This is a genomic window from Amycolatopsis sp. NBC_01307, from assembly GCF_035975215.1.
Taxonomy (GTDB): domain Bacteria; phylum Actinomycetota; class Actinomycetes; order Mycobacteriales; family Pseudonocardiaceae; genus Amycolatopsis.
The window spans coordinates 2,888,760-2,909,122 of record NZ_CP108403.1 but is presented as its reverse complement, the minus strand read 5'-3'; the positions used below and the strand labels follow the sequence as shown (position 1 = coordinate 2,909,122).

The window sequence follows — 20,363 nt, the reverse complement described above, 5'->3', positions numbered from 1 at the left end:
CTGGGTAGCGCCACCGCGTCGGCGTTCTCCTCTGGACCGGCGGCGGGCGAACGTCCTTCTTGGCGAGTGAGTCAACCGCACGGCAGACCCGGAAACGTCTAGTTGTTGCCCGTCACCGGGGCCGCCATCCGGCCTAGACCCGCTGCTCTCAGTCCTGTCCGCCCAGCACGAAGCGGACGAGATCGTCCGCATCCATGTCGCCGATATCGCCGTCGTCGCCGGTCTCCGCCGCGGATTCCTCGTCGTAGGTCCGCTCCGACCGGTCGACCGCCTCCACGAGCAGGTCCATCAGGCCCAGCGAGCGGAGCTGGTCGAACGAGACCGCCGCCAGGAACTTCCGGACGCGGGTCTCCTCCTCGGACAGCGGAACGTCGTCGACGTCACCGAACAGCTCGCGGTGGAGGTGCCCGGCGATGGCGTTCGCGGTCGGGTAGTCGAACACGAGCGTCGAGGCCAGCCGCACGCCCGTCCGCTCCGCCAGCACGTTCCGGACCTCGACGGCGGCGAGCGAGTCGACGCCCATCTCCCGGAACGCCTGCGCCGGCTCGATGTCCGACCCGTCGCCGTAACCGAGCAGCTCGGCGGCGATCGAGCGCACCAGCGTCAGCAGCGCCTCGCGCCGCTCCGCCGGTTCCAGGTGGGTCAGTTCCTCGTGCAGGGTCGCCTCGGCCACGACGGCGTCGCGTTCGACGATCGTGTCCGCGCCCAGCGCCTGCCGGACCTCGGGCAGCTCGCTCAGCAGCGCGCTCTGGCGGGGCAGGGTGAACGTCTGGGCGAAGCGGCTCCAGTCGAAGTCCGCGGCCAGCACGGAGCCCTGGAAGCCCAGGGCGCGGCCGAACGCCGTCATCGCCTCGGCCGGGGCCAGCGGGACCAGGCCGTGGCGCTGCATGTGGTCGAGCATGTCGCCCTGCATCGCCATCCCGGTCTCGCCCCACAGGCCCCAGCCGAGTGAGGTGCCGCGCAGCCCGCGGCGCACCCGGTCTTCGGCCAGCGCGTTCAGGTAGGCGTTGGCCGCGGCGTAGGCGCTCTGCTTGCCGCTGCCGAGCATGCCGGCGACCGACGAGTACAGCACGAAGAAGTCGAGCTCCCGGTCCCCGACGAGCTCGTCGAGCAGCCGGGCCCCGGCCACCTTGGACTTGAGGACCGCTTCGACGTCGTCGAGGGTCAGGGCGACGACGTCGGCGCCGCCCTGCGGGACGCCGGCGGAGTGGACGACACCGCGCAGCGGGTGCTCGGCCGGGATCGCGTCGAGCATCGCGGCGAGCTGGTCGCGTTCGGCGACGTCGCAGGCCACGACGGCCGCCTCGGCGCCCCGCGCGGCCAGGTCTTCGACCAGCTCGGCAGCACCCGGTGCGTCCGGGCCGCGGCGGCTGGTCAGCACCAGCCGCTTGACACCGGCGTCGGCGAGCCAGCGCGCGGTCTCGGCGCCGAGCGCGCCGGTGCCGCCGGTGACCAGGACCGTGCCGGGCCCGGCCAGCGCCGGGGTGATGACCGGAGTCTCGGCCGCGGTGGTGCGGCGCAGCCGCCGGCCGAGGATCCGGCCGGTCCGCAGGCACACCTGGTCCTCGCCGTCGATCCCGGCGAGCACGAGCGGCAGGTTCTTGAGGTCGGCCTCGCTCGGGTCGGCCGTGAGGTCGACCATGCCGCCCCAGGCCGCGGACAGCTCCAGCGCGACGGTGCGGCCGAAGCCCCAGACCGCGGCCTGCTCGACGGTGTCCGGCGCCGCCGGATGGTCCTCGACGCCCAGAGCCTCACGGGTCAGGCACCACAGCCGGACCCCGGCGCCGAACCGGTCGACCTCCTGGACCAGCGCCTGGACCAGGACGGCGGTGAGCGTCATCCCGGCCGGGGCCGTCGGTGCGCCCGGCAGCGGTTCGGAGCGCAGGGCCAGCAACGAGACGACGCCGTCGAACGAGCCGGGCAGCGCCTCGATCCGGGCCGCCAGGGCGACCGGGTCGGGTTCGGCGACCGGCAGCACCGTGACGTCACCGGGCAGCGCGCCGAGCACCCGGCCGACCCACGGCTGGTCCTCGGTGCCCTCGGCGATTACGGCGAGCCACCGGCCCGGCACCGCGGCTTCCGCCGGCACCTTCAACGGCGTCCAGTCGATCCGGTACCACCAGCGGTCGATCGCGGCGTCGCTGCGCAGCTTCTCCCGCCACGACGTCAGCGCGGGCAGGACGGAGTCCAGCGCCGTGCGGTCGACGTCCAGCACCGAAGCCAGGGTGTCGACGTCGGCGGCGGCGACCGTGCTCCACAGCCGCGCGTCCGCCGCGCTCTCCCCCGCTTCGGGCGCGGCCTTCGCTTGGGCCTCGGGCCAGTAGTTCTTGCGCTGGAAGGCGTACGTCGGCAGCGGGACGCCGGTGGTGACGCCGGCGCGGTCGAAGTAGGCACGCCAGTCGATCGTGACGCCCTGGGCGTGCGCCCCGGCGACCGCGGTCACCATCCGGCGCCAGTCACCCTCGCCGGTGCGCAGGGTCTCCTGGAACACTAGCGGCTCGCCGGTGGGGTCCATGGTCTGCTCCAGCGCCATCTTCAGCACCGGGCTCGGGCTGGGCTCGATGAACGCCGCGGTCCCGTCGGCGACCATCGCCGCGGACGCGTCGCCGAACAGCACGGTCTGGCGGATGTTGCGGTACCAGTACCGGGCGTCCAGCTCGGCCGTGTCCAGCAGCCCGCCGGTCACGGACGAGTAGAACCGCACGGTGCTGCTGCGCGGCGTGATCGGCGCCAGCTGCTCCAGCAGGTCGTCCTCGAGCAGTTCCACCTGCGGCGAGTGCGCGGCGAAGTTCACCCCGGCCAGGCGCCAGCGCATCATGCCGGCGGCCGAGAGGCGCTTCTCCAACGCGGTCAGCGCGCCTTCGTCGCCGGAGACGGTGACCAGCTTCGGCCCGTTGACCGCGGCGATCGAGACCTCGTCACCGAGGTCCGCCACCAGGGCACGGACGTCGTCGGCCGGCGCCACGATCGACAGCATCACGCCGGTGCGGGCGAGCTTCTGCCTGATCAAACGACTGCGCAGGGCAACTACCCGGGCGCCGTCGGACAGGCTCAGGGCGCCCGCGACGCAGGCCGCGGCGATCTCGCCCTGCGAGTGCCCGACCACGGCGGCGGGCTCGACGCCGAACTCGCGCCACAGCGCGGCCAGCGACACCATCACCGCCCACAGCGCGGGCTGGACGATGTCGACCTCCTGCAAGGCCTCGTCGTCCTCCAGGACTTCGAGCAGCGACCAGTCGACGAACTCGGACAGCGCCGCGGCGCACTCGGCCATCGTCCCGGCGAAGACCGGGGACGCGGCCAGCAGGTCGCGGGCCATCCCGGCCCACTGCGAGCCCTGGCCCGGGAAGACGAACGCCGGGGCGCGGGTGCCGAAGGTGCGGCCGGTCACGACGTCCGGCGCGGCCTCCCCGGCGGCGACGGCGGTGAGCGCGGCCGTCAGCCCCGCCCGGTCCTCGCCGACCAGGACGGCCCGGTGCGCGAACGCCGAACGGCCGGCCAGCGCGCGGCCGATCGCGGCCGCGTCCGCGTGCTCGGGTAGGTGCGCCAGCACCCGCTCCGCCTGACCGCGCAGGGCGGCCGACGTCCGGCCCGAGAGCACCCACGGCACGATCGCCGGCGGTGTCTCCGAAGCGGGCGCGGGGGCCGGCGCGGGGGCGGCTTCGAGCACGGTGTGGGCGTTGGTGCCGCTGATGCCGAAGGACGACACCGCCGCGCGGCGCACGCGGCCGGCGTCCGGCCACGGCCGGGCCTGCGACAGCACCTCGACGCCGCTGTCCTGCCAGTCCACGTGGGACGACGGGGTGGCCGCGTGCAGCGAGCGCGGCAGGACGCCGTGGCGCATGGCGAGGACCATCTTGATGATCCCCGCCACGCCGGCGGCGGCCTGCGTGTGCCCGATGTTGGACTTGACCGAGCCGATCGGCAGCGGGTGCTCCCGGTCGCGGCCGTAGGTCGCGATGAGCGCCTGCGCCTCGATCGGGTCGCCGAGCTTGGTGCCGGTGCCGTGCGCCTCGATCGCGTCGATGTCCGAAGTGGACAGTCCGGCCGCGGCCAGCGCCTGGCGGATGACCCGCTGCTGCGACGGCCCGTTGGGCGCGGTGAGGCCGTTGGACGCGCCGTCGGAGTTGATCGCCGAGCCGCGGACGACCGCGAGGATCTCGTGGCCGTTGCGCCGCGCGTCGGACATCCGCTCCAGCAGCAGCATCCCGACGCCCTCGGCGAAGCCCAGGCCGTCGGCGTCGTCGGAGAACGCCTTGCAGCGGCCGTCGGTGGCGAGGCCGCGCTGGCGGCTGAACCCGACGAACGTGCCGGGCGTGGCCATCACGGTCGCGCCGCCGGCCAGCGCCAGCCCGCACTCGCCGTTGCGCAGCGCCTGCGCGGCCAGGTGCAGGGTGACCAGCGACGACGAGCACGCCGTGTCGACGGTCAGGGTCGGGCCTTCGAAGCCGAAGGTGTAGGCGACCCGGCCCGAGGCGACGCTCGGCGAGCTGCCGTTGCTCTCGTAGCCGTCGGTGTCGGCCATGTGGTTCAGCGTCAGGCCGTAGTCGTTGTACATCACGCCGACGAACACGCCGGTGCGGCTGCCGCGCAGGGTGGCCGGGTCGATCCCGGCGCCCTCGACGGCCTCCCAGCCGGTCTCCAGCAGCAGCCGCTGCTGGGCGTCGGTGGCCAGCGCCTCACGCGGGTTCATCCCGAAGAACTCCGGGTCGAACTCCCCCGCGTTGTGCAGGAAACCGCCTTCGCGGGTGTAGGTCGTGCCGGGGTTGTCGGGGTCCGGGTGGTAGAGCGAGGCGATGTCCCAGCCGCGGTTGGCCGGGAACGCCGTGATCGCGTCCCGCTCCTCGGTCAGCAGCTGCCACAGGTCTTCGGGCGAGGAGACCCCGCCCGGGAACCGGCAGCTCATGCCGACGATGACGATCGGGTCGCCCGCGACGGCGGCGGGCACGGCGGTTTCGTCGGTCACCGCGCCGGAACCGAGCAGCGCTTCCAGGAGGTGCCCGCCGAGCGCGGCGATGGTCGGGTAGTCGAACACGGCGGTGGCGCTGAGCCGGACGCCGGTCGCGCCGTCGAGCCGGTTGCGCAGCTCCAGGGCGGTCAGCGAGTCGAAACCGAGCTGCTGGAACGTCTGGTCGGCGTCGAGCCCGCCGGTGTCGGCGTGCCCGAGGACCTGGGCGACCTGCGCGGTGATCAGCTCGCGCAGGGCCCGGACGCGCCCGGCCTCGTCGAGCGCGCCGAGCCGGCGGACGAGACCGACCGCGGCTTCGCCACCCGCCGCGGCGGCGGACCGGCGCAGCGGGACGCGGATCAGGCCGCGCAGGATCGGCGGGACCTCGCCCATGGCCCGCAGCACGGGCAGGTCGAGGTGGACCGGCGCGAGGTCGGGCACGCCGGCGGCCAGGGCCGCGTCGAACAGCCGCGTGCCCAGCTCCGCCGGGATGGCCGGGGTACCGGCGCGGGCCATCCGCGCGAGGTCGGCGTCGGTCAGCGCGCTCGTCATGCCGCTGCCCGCGGCCCACGGGCCCCAGGCGAGCGAGGTGGCGGGCAGGCCTGCGGCTTGGCGGCGGCGGGCGAGCGCGTCGAGGAACGCGTTGGCCGCGGCGTAGTTCGCCTGGCCCGCGGTGCCGACGGTGCCGGCGACCGAGGAGAACACCACGAACGACGTCAGGCCGAGGTCCTTGGTCAGCTCGTGCAGGTTCCACGCGCCCTGGGCCTTCGGCCGCAGCACGCGGTCGAAGCGGTCGGCGGTCAAGGAGTCGAGGACGCCGTCGTCGACGACGCCCGCACTGTGCACGACGGCGGTCAGCGGGTGCTCGGCCGGGATCCCGGCCAGCAGCGCGGCGAGGGCGTCCCGGTCGGCGACGTCGCACGCGGCGACGCTCGCTTCGGTGCCGTGCGCGGCGAGTTCGGCGATCAGCGCGGTGACCTCGTCGACGTCGCCACCGCTGCGGCTGACCAGCAGCAGCCGGCGCATGCCGTGTTCGGAGGCCAGGTGCCGGGCGAACAGCGCGCCCAGTCCCCCGGTGCCGCCGGTGATCAGGACGGTGCCGTCGGGGTCGCCGAAAGCCTCGGCTTCGGCCACGGCGACGCGGGCGAGCCGGCCACCGTGCACCTCACCGTCGCGCAGGACGACCTGCGGTTCGTCCGTGGCGAGAGCAGCGGCCAGGCCGGTTGTGTCGTCGGCGAGGTCGACCAGCGTGACGCGGCCCGGGTGCTCGGCCTGCGCGGAGCGCACGAGCCCCCAGACGGCGGCCGCGGCGGGGTCGCCGTCGGTGGCCCCGCGGGTGAGGACGACGAGCCGGGTCTCCCGGAGCCGATCCTCGGCGAGCCACTCCTGGAGGAGAGCGAGGGTGCGGACGGTCAGGGCCCGGGCGGACTCGGCCGCGTCGTCGTGCGGCTGGTCGAGAAGCGGGAGGACCACCAGGTCTGGTGCGGCCACTGCGGCCGCTTCGACGTCGGCGAAGGCCGTCTCGATTCCCGCTGTGGTCAGGACTTCGGTCGTGTCGCCCAGGACACCGGCCGTGGCGAAGCCGGACGGCGTCGCGGTCAGCGGGGTCCACGTGAGCCGGTACAGGTGTTCCTGGCCCACCGGGCCGGGACGCGACGCGGTCAGCGGGCGCAGCCGCAGCGAGGCGGCCTCCGCGACCGGCTGCCCGGCCGGGTCGGCGACGGCGATCGCGACACCCGCGCCGGACCGGGAGATCCGGACCCGGACGGTGGCCGCGCCGGTCGCGTGCAGCTGGACGCCTTCCCAGGCGAACGGCAGCTCGGCGGCACCGCTCTCGGTGCCCAGCAAGCCGATCGCGTGCAGGCAGGCGTCGAACAGGGCCGGGTGCAGGCCGAACGCGCCCGCCTCCCCCGCCTCGTCGCTCGGGAGCGCGACGTCGGCGAAGACGTCGTCACCGAGCTGCCACGCGGCGGTCAGGCCGCGAAAGGCTCCGGTGTAGGCCAGACCGGCGTCGGTGAGACGCTCGTAGTGGCCGTCGAGGTCCACTTCGGTGGCGCCGGCAGGCGGCCACTCCGCGGCGTCGAAGGTGGCCGCCGGACGGGCCGGGCCGAACACACCGGTGGCGTGCTGGATCCACGCCAGGTCGTCGGCGTCTTCGGGTCGCGAGTAGACGGTGAGTGCGCGACGTCCGTCGCCGGCCGGCTCGGCCACGCGCAGCTGCACCTGGACGCCGCCGCGGCCGGGCAGGACCAGGGGCGCGGTGAGCGTGAGCTCTTCCAGGCACGGCGTCCCGGCTTCGTCGCCGGCCCGCAGGGCGAGTTCGGCGAAGACGGTGCCGGGCAGCACCACGCTGCCGCCGACGACGTGCCCGGCCAGCCACGGGTGCCCGGACACGGACAGCCGGCTGGTCAGCAGGATCTCGCCCGACCCGGCCGGGCGCACCACGGCGCCGACCATCGGGTGGCCGCCGACGCCGAGGCCCGCGGCGGTGGCGTCGCCGCGAGGCGTCGCGCCACCCTTCGGCCAGAAGCGTTCCCGCTGGAACGCGTACGTCGGCAGCGCGGTCCGCCGGCCGCCGGCCAGCACCGCGGCCCAGTCGACGCGGACGCCGGTGACGTGCAGGCCGCCCAGCCCGGCGAGCGCGGCCCGCGGCTCGGGGACGTCCTTACGCAGCAACGGAACCGTGACGACGTCGGACGGGAGGGTCCCGGCGGTCATCGCCGACAGGACGCCGTCCGGGCCGAACTCGGCGAAGACGCGGACGCCGCGCCCGTGCAGCGCCGTGACGCCGTCGGCGAAGCGGACGGTCCGGCGGACGTTGTCGACCCAGTGGCCCGGACCGACGTCTTCCAGCAGCTCGCCGGTCACCGTGGACACGAGCGGGATCCGCGGCGTGGCGTAGGTCAGGGACTCGGCCACCGCGCGGAACTCGTCGAGCATCGGGTCCATCAGCGGCGAGTGGAACGCGTGGCTCACCTTGAGCTGTGTCGTCTTCTCGAACTGCGCGGCGACGGCCAGCACGGCGTCCTCGAGGCCCGCGAGCACGACGGCTTCGGGGCCATTGACCGCCGCGATGGCGACGTCATCGCCCAGCAACGGGCGCACTTCGTCTTCGGTGGCCCGCACGGACACCATCGCGCCGCCTGCCGGCAGCGCGCCCATCAGCGAGGCGCGGGCCGCGACCAGCGTGCAGGCGTCGGCCAGGGACAGCACACCCGCGACGTGCGCGGCCGCGATCTCCCCCACCGAGTGCCCGAGCACGTAGTCCGGGCGCACGCCCCACGACTCGGCGAGCCGGAACAGGGCGACTTCGAGCGCGAACAGCGCGGGCTGCGCGGCGGCGGTGCCGGCCAGCGCGCGGGAGTCCTCGCCCCAGACGATCCCGGACCAGTCGCCGGGCAGCAGCTCGACGACCGCGTCCCAGGCCTGGGCGAACGCGGGGTACCGGGCGTAGAGCCGGCGGCCCATGCCGAGACGCTGGGCGCCCTGGCCGGCGAACAACGCGGCGAGCTTCGCCGTCTCGTCGGCGTGGCCGGTGACGACGGCCGGGTGCGGCTCCCCCGCGGCCAGCGCTTCGAGCGCGGCGGCGAGTTCGCCGCGGTGCTCGGACAGCACGACCGCGCGCTGGTCGAAGGCGGTCCGGCCGGTGGCGAGGCTGTAGCCGGCGTCGACGCGGTTCAGGTCGGTGGCTTCGGTCGCGTGCGCCGCCAGCCGGGCGGCCTGCGCCCGCAGAGCGGGTTCGGTGAACGCGGACAGCGGCCACGGCACGACACCGGCGTCCGGCGGCGCGTCCGGCAGGTTCGCGTCCGGGGCCTGCTCGATGATCGTGTGGGCGTTGGTGCCGCTGATACCGAACGACGACACCGCCGCGCGGCGCGCCCGGCCGGTCTCCGGCCAGGGCCGGTTCCCGGTGACGACCTCGACGTCGCCGGCGGCCCAGTCGACGTGCGTCGACACTTCGCCGGCGTGCAGGCTCGGCGGGACGACGCCGTGCCGCAGCGCCTCGACCATCTTGATGATCCCGGCGACACCGGCGGCGGCCTGGGTGTGGCCGATGTTGGACTTGACGGATCCCAGCAGCAGCGGGGTTTTCCGGTCGCGGCCGTAGGTCGCGAGCAGCGCCTGGGCCTCGATCGGGTCGCCCAGGGTGGTGCCGGTGCCGTGGCCTTCGACGACGTCGACGTCCGAAGTGGACAGTCCGGACGCGGCCAGCGCCTGGCGGATCACGCGTTGCTGCGACGGGCCGTTCGGGGCGGTGAGACCGTTGGATGCGCCGTCGGAGTTGACGGCGGAGCCCTTGACCACGGCGAGCACCGGGTGGCCGTTGCGGCGCGCGTCGGACAGCCGTTCCAGCAGGAGCATCCCGGCGCCCTCGGACCAGCCGACGCCGTCCGCGTCGTCGGAGAAGGACTTGCAGCGGCCGTCGGCGGAGAGGCCACGCTGGCGGGAGAACCCGACGAACGTGCCCGGGGTGGACATCACGGTGACGCCGCCGGCGAGGGCGAGCGTGCACTCGCCGGAACGCAGCGCCTGCGCCGCCCAGTGCAGCGCGACCAGCGACGACGAGCACGCCGTGTCCACGGTGACCGCGGGGCCTTCGAGGCCCAGCACGTACGAGACGCGGCCGGAGGCGACGCTGCCCGCGCTGCCGTTGCCCTGGTAGGCCTCGAGGTCACCGCCGGAGACGAGGCTGTTGTAGTCGTTGTACATCACGCCGGCGAACACGCCGGTCCGGCTGCCGCGCAGGACACGCGGGTCGATGCCGGCCCGTTCGATCGCCTCCCACGAGACTTCCAGCAGCAGCCGCTGCTGGGTGTCGGTGGCGACGGCTTCGCGCGGGCTCATCCCGAAGAACGCGGCGTCGAACTCGGCCGCGTCGTGCAGGAACCCGCCGTGACGCGTGTAGGACGTGCCCGGGTGGTCCGGGTCGGGGTCGTAGAGGGAGTCGACGTCCCAGCCGCGGTCGGACGGGAACTCCGTGATGGCGTCGGTACTTCCGGCGACGAGGTCCCAGAGCTGCTCGGGCGTGGTGACGCCGCCCGGGTAGCGGCAGCTCATCGCGACGATCGCGATCGGCTCGTCGAGCAACGGCGCAGTCACCCGTGCCGCGTCCTGGTGGTCGTCGTCCGCGCCGGCCAGCTGGCCGGTCAAGTGCCGGGCCAGCGCGGTCATCGTCGGGTAGTCGAAGACGGTCGTGGCGGGCAGCGCGACGCCGGACGCGGCGGTCAGCTTGTTGCGCAGGTCGACGGCGGTCAGGGAGTCGAAACCGAGCTCCTGGAACGTCTTCGCGGCCGGGATCGCGGCGGCGTCGGCGTGCCCGAGCACCAGCGCGACCTGGCCACGCACGAGGTCGAGCACGGCCTCGGCCCGCTCGTCCTCGCTCAGCCCGGCCAGGCGGCGCACCAGGCCCGCGGCGGCCGGACCGCCGCCGGCGAGACGGCGCCCGGACACCCGCACCAGGCCGCGCAGCAGCGGCGGGATCTCCGGCTGGGTCCGGATCACCGGCAGGTCGAGGCGCACCGGCAGCAGCACGGCGCGGTCGGTGCTCAGCGCGCGGTCGAACAGCCGGATGCTCTGCTCCGGCTGCAGCACCGGCATGCCGAGCCGCGCCATCCGCTCGATGTCGGCGTCGCTCAGCGCCCGGGTCATCCCGGTCGCGGCGGCCCACGGGCCCCAGCCCAGCGACTGCGCCGGGCGTCCTTCGCCGGCGCGGCGCAGGGCGAGCGCGTCGAGGAAGGCGTTGGCGGCGGCGTAGTTGGCCTGCCCGGCGCCACCGAAGGTGCCGGCGACCGACGAGAAGGAGACGAACGCGGCGAGGTCGAGGTCGCGGGTCAGCTCGTGCAGGTTCCAGGCCGCGTCCACCTTGGGGCGCAGCACGGTCGCGAGCCGCTCGGGGGTCAGCGACCCGAGGACGCCGTCGTCGAGCACACCGGCGGTCTGCACGACGGCGGTCAGCGGGTGCTCGGCCGGGACGTCTTCGAGCAGGGCTCGCAGCGCGTCGCGGTCGGCGATGTCGCAGGACCGGACGTCGACGTCGGCACCGGCCTCGGTGAGGTCGGCGACCAGTTCGGGGGCGCCGTCGGCGGCCAGGCCGCGGCGGCTGACGAGCAGCAGGTGCCGGGCGCCGCGCTCGGTGACCAGGTGGCGGGCCAGCAGCCCGCCGAGCCCGCCGGTGCCGCCGGTGATGAGCACAGTCCCGTCGGGGTCCCAGGAGGCGGCACTTTCACGTGAAAGTGCCGCTTCGGCGCGGGTGAGGCGGGCCGCGCGCAGGTCGCCGTCGACCAGCGTGACCTGCGGTTCGCCCGTGCCGAGGGCCGAGGGCAGTGCGGCCAGGGACTCGGCGGTGTCATCGAGGTCGACGAGCACGATGCGGCCCGGGTGCTCGACCTGGGCGGTGCGGGCTAGGCCCCAGACGGCGGCCGCGGCCAGGTCGGCCCCGGTCGTCGCGCCGCGGGTGACGAGCACCAGCCGCGCCGCGGCGAACCGCTCGTCGGCCAGCCAGTCCTGCAGCAGGGCCAGGACGTGCGTGGTCAGTTCGTGCGTCTCCTGGACGACCTCGGCGTTCTCGTCGCCGGCAACCGGGTACACGACGAACGGCGGGACGTCACCGTCGAACGCGAGCGGGCCGGAGACGCGCGCCGCGTCCGGGAAGACCCCGGCGACGCCGAGCTGGTCGACGCCCGCGACGGCGACCGCGCCGGACTCGGGGGCGCCGGGGGTGAAGGGGATCCAGTCGAGCTGGAACAGGGAGTCGCGGTCGGCGGTGTCGTCGATCGCGCCCGAGGGCAGCGGCCGGAGCACCAGCGAGCGCACGGACGCGACGGGGTGGTCGTCGGCGTCGGTGACGTACAGGGAAACCGCGTCGTCGCCGGCGGGTGAGATCCGCACGAGCACCGCGGTCGCGCCGGCCGCGTGCACGGAGACGCCTTCCCACGAGAACGGCAGCGAGCCGGGGCGGACGGCGGTGCTGAACGACGTCGCGTGCAGGCAGGCGTCGAGCAGCGCGGGGTGCAGCCCGAACGACGCCGCGTCGGCGTGTTCGTCCTCGGGCAGCTCGACCTCGGCGAAAACGTCGTCGCCGTGCCGCCACACCGCGGTCAGGCCGCGGAAGGCCGGGCCGTACTCGAAGCCCTGGTCGGCGAACCGGTCGTACAGGTCGGCCAGGTCCGCTTCGGCCGCGCCGTCGGGCCGGCGGACCGGCTCCGGCGCGGGTTCGGCGGTGGCCAGCAGCGTGCCGCTCGCGTGCCGCGTCCACGGCTGGTCGATGGCGTCTTCGCGGCGCGAGTAGACGGTGATCGGCCGGTCGCCGGCCTCGTCGGGCGGGCCGACGGCGACCTGGACGTGCGTGCCGGCCTCGTCGGCCAGCACCAGCGGCGCTTGCAGGGTCAGCTCGCCGACACCCGGGCAGCCGAGCTGATCGCCCGCGCAGACGGCGAGCTCGAGCAGCGCGGTACCGGGCAGCAGGACCGAACCGGCGATGCGGTGCCCGGCCAGCCACGGGTGCGTGGCCAGCGAAACCCTTGCGGTGAACAGGAATCCGCCCGACTCGGGCAGTTCGATGCCGCCGCCGAGCAGCGGGTGGGCGACGGCGCCGAGGCCGATCGCGCCGACGTCGCCGGGCAGCGTGGCCATCCGCGGCCAGAAGCGTTCGTGCTGGAAGGCGTAGGTGGGCAGGGCGAGCTGGTGGCCCCCGACGAAGTAGGCGTCCCAGTCGACGTCGACGCCGTGCGCGTGGACCGCGGCGAGCGCGTCGACGAGCGTCTCGACGTCCTCACGGTCGCGGCGCAGTGCCGGGACGGCGACGGCTTCGGCGGGGAGAGTGTCGGCGGCCATGGCGCTGAGCACGCCGGCCGGGCCGACCTCGAGGAACGCCGTGACGCCGTCGGCAACCAGGGCCGCGACGCCGTCGGCGAACCGGACGGCCTCGCGGACGTGACGCACCCAGTAATCCGCCGTGCCCAGCTCGTCGCCGGCGATCGCGCCGGTCAGGTTCGACACCACCGGCAGCTCGGCCGGGGCGTACTCGACGGTCTCCGCGATCGCGCGGAAGTCGTCGAGCATCGGGTCCATCAGCGGCGAGTGGAACGCGTGGCTCACCTTCAGGCGGCTGGTCCGGTGACCAGCCGAGGCGAAGGTCGCGGCGATCTCCGTGACGGCGGCTTCGTCGCCCGACAGGACGACCGACTCCGGCCCGTTGACCGCGGCGATCGACACTCCGGCGCGGCCGTCGATCGCTCCGGCGACAGCCGCTTCGGTCGCGTTGATCGCGACCATCGCGCCGCTTGTGGGCAGCGCGGCCATCAAGCGGCCGCGCGCCGCCACCAGGCGGGACGCGTCGGCGAGGGAGAAAACGCCGGCGACGTGCGCCGCGGCCAGCTCGCCGATCGAGTGGCCGAGCAGCAGGTCCGGCGTGACGCCCCACGAGCGCAGCAGGCGGTACAGGGCAACCTCGATCGCGAACAGCGCGGGCTGCGCGACGTCGGTCGATTCGAGGGACGCGTCGGCGTCGAACATGCGCTCCCGCAAGGAGAACCCGAGTTCCGGGTCGAGGTGCGCGCAGACGTCGTCGAGGGCCGCGGCGAACGCCGGGAACCGCTCGTACAGCTCACGTCCGGCGCCGGCGCGCTGGGCGCCCTGGCCGGTGAACAGGAACGCGGTCCGGGCGCCCGGGCTGGCCGGGGCGGGCACGTCCTCCCCCGCCGCGAGGGCGGTGAGCGCGGCGACCGGGTCGCCGGTGAGGACCGCGCGGTACTCGAACGCCGTCCGGGTGGTGGCCAGTGACCAGGCGACGTCGCGGGGGTCGGCGTCGCCGATCGCCGTCAGGAGCCGCTCGGCCTGGGCACGCAGGGCTTCCGGGGTCCGGGCGGCCAGCAGCCACGGCGCGGGCCGGTCGTCCTGGGTCACCGCGGGTGCCGGTTCGGCGGCCGGGGCCTGCTCCAGCACGACGTGGGCGTTGGTGCCGCTGATGCCGAACGACGACACCGCGGCCCGGCGCGGCCGGCCGGTTTCGGGCCACGGCCGGGTGTCGGTGACGAGCTGGATGTCACCGGCCGTCCAGTCCACGTGGGACGACGGCGCGTCGATGTGCAGGCTCTTCGGGACGATCCCGGCGCGCATGGCGAGCACGGACTTGATCACGCCCGCGACGCCGGCGGCGGCCTGGGTGTGGCCGAGGTTCGACTTGACCGAGCCGAGCAGCAGCGGCTGGAACTCGTCGCGTTCCTGGCCGTAGGTGGCCAGCAGCGCCTGCGCCTCGATCGGGTCACCGAGGGTGGTGCCGGTGCCGTGGCCTTCGACGACGTCCACTTCGGACGGTGTCAGCCCGGCGGCGCCGAGCGCCTGGCGGATGACGCGCTGCTGCGACGGCCCGTTCGGGGCGGTGAGGCCGTTGGACGCGCCGTCGGAGTTGACGGCCGAGCCGCGGACCACGGCGAGCACGGGGTGGCCGTTGCGGCGCGCGTCGGACAGCCGCTCCAGCACGAGGACGCCGACGCCTTCGGACCAGCCGACGCCGTCGGCACTGTCCGCGTAGGACTTGCAACGGCCGTCCGCGGCGAGGCCGCGCTGGCGGCTGAAGTCGATGAACGTGCCCGGCGTGGCCATCACGGTGACGCCGCCGGCCAGGGCCAGCTCGCACTCGCCGCGTTGCAGGGCGGTCGCCGCCATGTGCAGCGCGACCAGCGAAGACGAGCAGGCCGTGTCGACGGTGACCGACGGGCCTTCCAGCCCGAAGACGTAGGAGATGCGGCCGGACAGCACGCTGCCCGCGTTGCCGGTGCCGAGGTACCCGAGCGAGTCGGCCGGGAACTCGACGTTGGCGCCGAGGTAGTCGTGGTACATGATCCCGGCGTAGACGCCGGTGCGGCTGCCGCGCAGGGTGCCCGGCCGGATGCCGGCGCGTTCCAGGGCCTCCCACGACGTCTCCAGCAGCTGACGCTGCTGCGGGTCCATCGCCAGGGCCTCACGCGGCGAGATGCCGAAGAAGCCGGGGTCGAAGCCCGCTACGTCGTCGAGGAAGCCGCCGTCGCGGGTGTAGCTGGTGCCGGCGTGGTCGGGGTCGGGGTGGTAGATGGCCTCGACGGGCCAGCCGCGGTCGCCGGGGAAGCGCGAGATGCCGTCGCCGTCGCCGACGACGAAGTCCCACAGCTCGTCCGGGGACGTGATGCCGCCCGGGTAGCGGCAGCCCATCGAGACGATGACGACGGGGTCGGACTCGACGGCGGCCGCCGTGCGCACCGGCGTCCGGTCGACGGCATCCAGGGAGCCGACGAGCTCGTCGTGCAGGTGGCGGGCCAGGGCGAGGACGGTCGGGTAGTCGAAGACGAGCGTCGCGGGCAGCCGCAGGCCGGTCTCGGCCTGCACGGCGTTGCGCAGCTCGACCGCCGACAGCGAGTCGAAACCGAGGTCGGAGAACGACTGGGCCGGCTCGACCTGGCTGATCGAGCTGTAGCCGAGCAGGCCGACGACGTGCGTGCGCACCAAGTCGACCAGCGCGCGCTGCCGGTCGGCCGGGGCCAGCGCGGCGAGCCGGGCGGTGAGGCCCGAGTCGGCCTTCGGACGGCGGCGGGCCGAGCCGCGTACCAGGCGTCGCAGCAGCGGCGGGACCTCGGGCGCGCCCGAGAGCGTGTCGAGGTCGAGGCGGACCGGGGCGAGCAGGGCGTCGTCGGCGCCGAGCGCGGCGTCGAACAGGCTCAGCGCCTGGTCGAGGGCGAGCGGCGGGGTGCCGGCGCGGGTCATCCGCTCGATGTCGGCGTCCGCGAGGGTGCCGGCCATGCCGAGGTTGCCACCCTCGGACTCCCACGGCGCCCACGCGCCCCAGGCCAGCGAGACGGCCGGAAGTCCTTGTGTGCGGCGGTGGTCGGCGAGGGCGTCGAGGAAGGCGTTGGCGGCGGCGTAGTTGCCCTGCCCGGCCGCGCCGAAGACGCCGGCGACGGACGAGAAGAGCACGAACGCCGTGACACCCGGCCGGTCGGCGGTCAGTTCGTGGAGGTGCCAGGCGGCGTCGACCTTGGGCCGCAGGACGGCGTCGACCTGCTCGCCGGTGAGTGACGGGAAGGTCGCGTCGGCGAGGACGCCCGCGGTGTGGACGACGGCCGTGATCTCGTTGCCGGCGAACACCGCGGCCAGGGCGTCGCGGTCGGCGACGTCGCACGCGATCGCCGTGGCGTCGGCGCCCAGTTCGGCGAGGTCGGCGCACAGGCGGTCGGCGCCCGGGGTGTCCGGGCCGCGGCGGCCGAGCAGCAGCAGCCGCCGGACGCCGTGTTCGGTGACGAGGTGCCGGGCGACCTGGCCGCCGAGCCCGCCGAGGCCACCGGTGACGAGCACCGTCGACGTCTCGTCGAACACCGGCGTCGCATCGGTGGTGACGGCGGCCCGCGCGAGCCGGGGCACGCACAGCTTTCCTCCGCGGATGGCGATCTTGGGCTCGCCCAGCGCCACCGCGGCGCTCAGCAGCTCCGCGGACGCGGGATCGTCGTCCAGCTCGACCAGGGTGATCCGGTCCGGCTGCTCGGCCTGGGCGGAGCCCAGCAGACCCCACAGCGGTGCCGTGACGAGGTCGCCGTGGGTCACGACGACCAGCCGCGAGCGGGTGAACCGGTCGTCGGCCAGCCAGTCCTGGACGGTGCTCAGGGCCGTGTGGACGGCTTCCCTTACCGCACTGGGAGTTTCGCCGTCCGGCACGACCGGGGTGTAGCGGACGAGCGCCGGGATCTCCGGGCCGAAGTCGGCGCCGAGCGCGGGCCAGTCCGCGACGGCGGGGGCCGCGCCGGCCGGAACCGGGACCCACTCGACCGTGAAGAGCGATTCGTGGCGTGCCTTGCGTCCGGTGTTCGTCGAAACCGGGCGCAGGGCGAGGGAATCCACCGTCGCCACGGGCTCACCGGCGGCGTCGGAGACGTGCAGGGAGACCGAAACCGGGTTGGTCGCGTCGATCCGGACGCGCAGCGCGGACGCGCCGGCGGCGTGCAGGGTGACGCCGGACCACGCGAAGGGCAGCAGCCGGTCCGCGTCCTCGGCCCGGCCCGCCGCGCCGAGCGCGTGCAGGGCGGCGTCGAGCAGGGCGGGGTGCAGGCCGTAGGAGTCGGCGGCGGTCGCCTGACGCGGGCGCGAGACTTCGGCGAACACCTCGTCGCCGCGGCGCCACACGCGTTCCAGGCCCTGGAACGCGGGCCCGTAACCGAACCCGACGGACGCGAGGCCGTCGTAGAAGCCGGTGATGTCGACCTCGTCGGCGCCGGCGGGCGGCCAGGCCTCCGCGGCCGGGACCGTGACCGGCTCCCCCGGAGCCAGGACGCCGCTGGCGTGGCGCTCCCAGGCCGTGTCCTCGGGTTCGTCGTCGAGTCGCGAGTGGACGGTGATCGGGCGGCGGCCGGCGTGGTCGGCCGCGCCGACGATCAGCTGCAGCCGCACCCCGCCGCGCTCCGGCACGACCAGCGGCGCTTCGAGGGTGAGTTCGGCGACCTGCGGGCAGCCGACGCTGTCGCCGGCGCGCACGGCCAGCTCCAGGAACGCCGTGCCCGGCAACAGGATCGAGCCCATGATGACGTGGTCGGCGAGCCACGGCGTCGCCGCCGCGGTGAGCCGGCCGGTGAACAGGTAACCCTCGCCGTCGGCCAGGCCGATCGCGGTGCCGAGCAGCGGGTGCCCGGCCGCGGTGAGGCCCAGGCCGGCCGGGTCGGTGGCCGCCGCGCCCGGCGGCGTCGCCTCGGGCCAGTAACGCTCGTGCTGGAACGCGTAGGTCGGCAGGTCCACCCGCTCGGCGCCGGTCCCGGCGTAGAACCCGGCCCAGTCGACGGGCACCCCGGCGACGTGCAGTGTGGCGAGCGCTGTGGCGGCGGAGAGTTCCTCCGGCCGGCCCGAGCGCAGCAGCGGGACGCAGCGGACGTCGTCGCTCACGGTCTGCTGGGCCATCGCGCTGAGCACGCCGTCCGGCCCCAGTTCGACGAAGCGGGTGACGTCGCGTTCGGCCAGCCAGCGGACGCCGTCGGCGAAGCGGACGGCTTCGCGGACGTGCGAAACCCAGTACGCCGGGTCCTGCAGCTCACCCGGGGTCGCGACGCGGCCGGTGCGGTTCGAGACCACCGGCAGCCGGGCTTCGCCGTAGGTGATGCCGCGGGCCACGGCGGCGAACTCGCCGAGCATCGGCTCCATCCGCGGCGAGTGGAAGGCGTGGCTGACGCGCAGCCGCTTGGTCCGGCGGCCGCGCGCGGTCAGCTCGGCGGCGAGCTCGTCGATCGCCGTCTCGTCGCCGGAGAGCACGACGGAGTCCGGGCCGTTGATCGCGGCCAGCGAGACCGCGGCCTCGCGACCGGCGATCAGTTCGAGGGCTTCGGCTTCCGGGATCTCGGCGGCGAGCATCGCGCCGCCGGCCGGGAGGGCCTGCATGAGCCGGCCGCGCGCCGAGACGAGCGCACAGGCGTCTTCAAGGGAGAACACGCCCGCGACGTGGGCCGCGGCGATCTCGCCGACGGAGTGGCCGAGCAGGTAGTCCGGGTGCAGGCCCCACGACTCGGTCAGCCGGAAGAGCGCGACCTCCAACGCGAACAGGGCGGCCTGCGCGTACTGGGTGTCGTCGAGGTTGCCGGTGCCGCGGACGACGTCGGTGAGCGCGGGGTCGAGGTGGGCACAAGCGGCGTCCCAAGCCTCGGCGAACACCGGGAACGTCTGGTACAGCTCGGTTCCCATGCCGACACGCTGGGCGCCCTGGCCGGTGAACAGGAACGCGACGGCGCCCGCGGCGGCCACGCCGGAGGGACCGTCGCCCGCGGCGAGGGCGGCCAGACCCTGGCGGAGGTCGTCGAGGCCGGCGCCGGTGACGACCGCGCGGTGCGGCAACGCGGCGCGGGTGGTGCCGAGCGAGTACGCGAGGTCCAGCGGCACGACCTCTTCGTCCACAAAGGACAGCAGACGCGCGGCCTGCGCCCGCAGCCCGGCCGCGTTCTTGCCCGCCAGGGGCCAGTTCAGCACGCCCGGGACGCGGACGTCCGGCGACGACTCCCGCTCGGGGATCGCCGGGGCCTGCTCCAGGATGATGTGGGCGTTCGTGCCGCTGAGGCCGAACGACGAGACGCCGGCGCGGCGCGGCCGGCCGGTCGCCGGCCACTCGCGGGTGCCGGTGACCAGGGCCAGGCCGCTGGAGTCCCAGTCGAGGGCCGGGGTCGGCGCGTCGACGCCGAGGGTCTCGGGCAGCACGCCGTGCTGCAGGGCGAGCACCATCTTCAGCACACCGGCGACGCCGGCGGCGGCCTGGGTGTGCCCCAGGTTGGACTTCACCGAGCCGAGCCACAGCGGCTCACCCTGGCGGTCACGGCCGTAGGTGGCGGCCAGGGCGCGGGCCTCGATCGGGTCGCCGAGGGTGGTGCCGGTGCCGTGGGCCTCGACGGCGTCGACGTCGGCCGGGGTGAGCCCGGCGCCGGCGAGCGCGGCGCGGATCACGCGTTCCTGCGCGGGCCCGCTCGGGGCGGTCAGGCCGTTGGACGCGCCGTCCTGGTTGACCGCGCTCCCCCGCATGACCGCGAGGATGCGGTGGCCGTTGCGTTCGGCGTCGGACAGCCGTTCCAGGACGAGGACGCCCGCGCCCTCACCCCAGCCGGTGCCCTCGGCGCCGGCGGCGAACGAGCGGCAGCGGCCGTCGGGCGCGAGGCCGCGCTGGCGGCTGAAGGCGATGAACAACGTCGGGGTGGCCATGATCGTCGCGCCGCCGGCCAAGGCCAGCGAGCAGTCGCCGCGGCGTAGCGCGTGCGCGGCCAGGTGCATCGCGACCAGCGACGCCGAGCACGCGGTGTCGACGGTGATCGCGGGGCCCTCCAGGCCGAGCGCGTACGCGACCCGCCCGGACAGCACGCTGGAGGCGTTCGCCGTGGACAGGTAGTCCTCGGCGCCCTCGGCCGCACTGGCCGCGAGGTGGATGTAGTCCTGGAAGTTCGTGCCGGTGAACACGCCGGTCGACGAGCCGCGCAGCGCGGCCGGGTCGATCCCGGCGCGTTCGATCGCCTCCCAGGAGATCTCCAGCATCAGCCGCTGCTGCGGGTCCATGACCAGCGCTTCGCGCGGCGAGATGCCGAAGAACGCGGGGTCGAAGTCACCCGCGTCGTGCAGGAAACCGCCGTGCCGCACGTACGACGTGCCGCGGGTGTTGCCCTCGGCGTCGTGCAGCCGGTCGACGTCCCAGCCGCGGTCGTCCGGGAACTCCGTGATCGCGTCGCGGCCCCCGGACAGCAGCTCCCACAGCGCCTCGGGACTCGAGGCCCCGCCGGGGAAGCGGCAGCCCAGGCCGACGATCGCGATCGGCTCCTGGTCCGCCGTCTCGGCTTCGCGCAGCTTTTCGCGGGTCTCCTGCAGTTCTACGGTGACGCGCTTGAGGAAGTGCCGAAGCTTCTCTTCGTTGTCCATGAACCCTCGCCCATCGTGGCTG

Annotated in this window: 1 protein-coding gene; it reads right to left on the bottom strand. The window is 74.9% G+C overall.

What is annotated here, in order from left to right:
* Window positions 1-148: 148 nt before the first annotated feature.
* Complete coding sequence (locus OG439_RS12405; protein ID WP_326949532.1) at window positions 149-20,341, bottom strand: type I polyketide synthase; 20,193 nt, start codon at window positions 20,339-20,341, stop codon at window positions 149-151.
* Between the last annotated feature and the right edge of the window lie 22 nt (window positions 20,342-20,363).

What these genes read in the sequence shown, in the direction of transcription:
- OG439_RS12405 (WP_326949532.1), bottom strand. Translation starts at nt 20,341, where the DNA reads ATGGACAACGAAGAGAAGCTTCGGCACTTCCTCAAGCGCGTCACCGTA.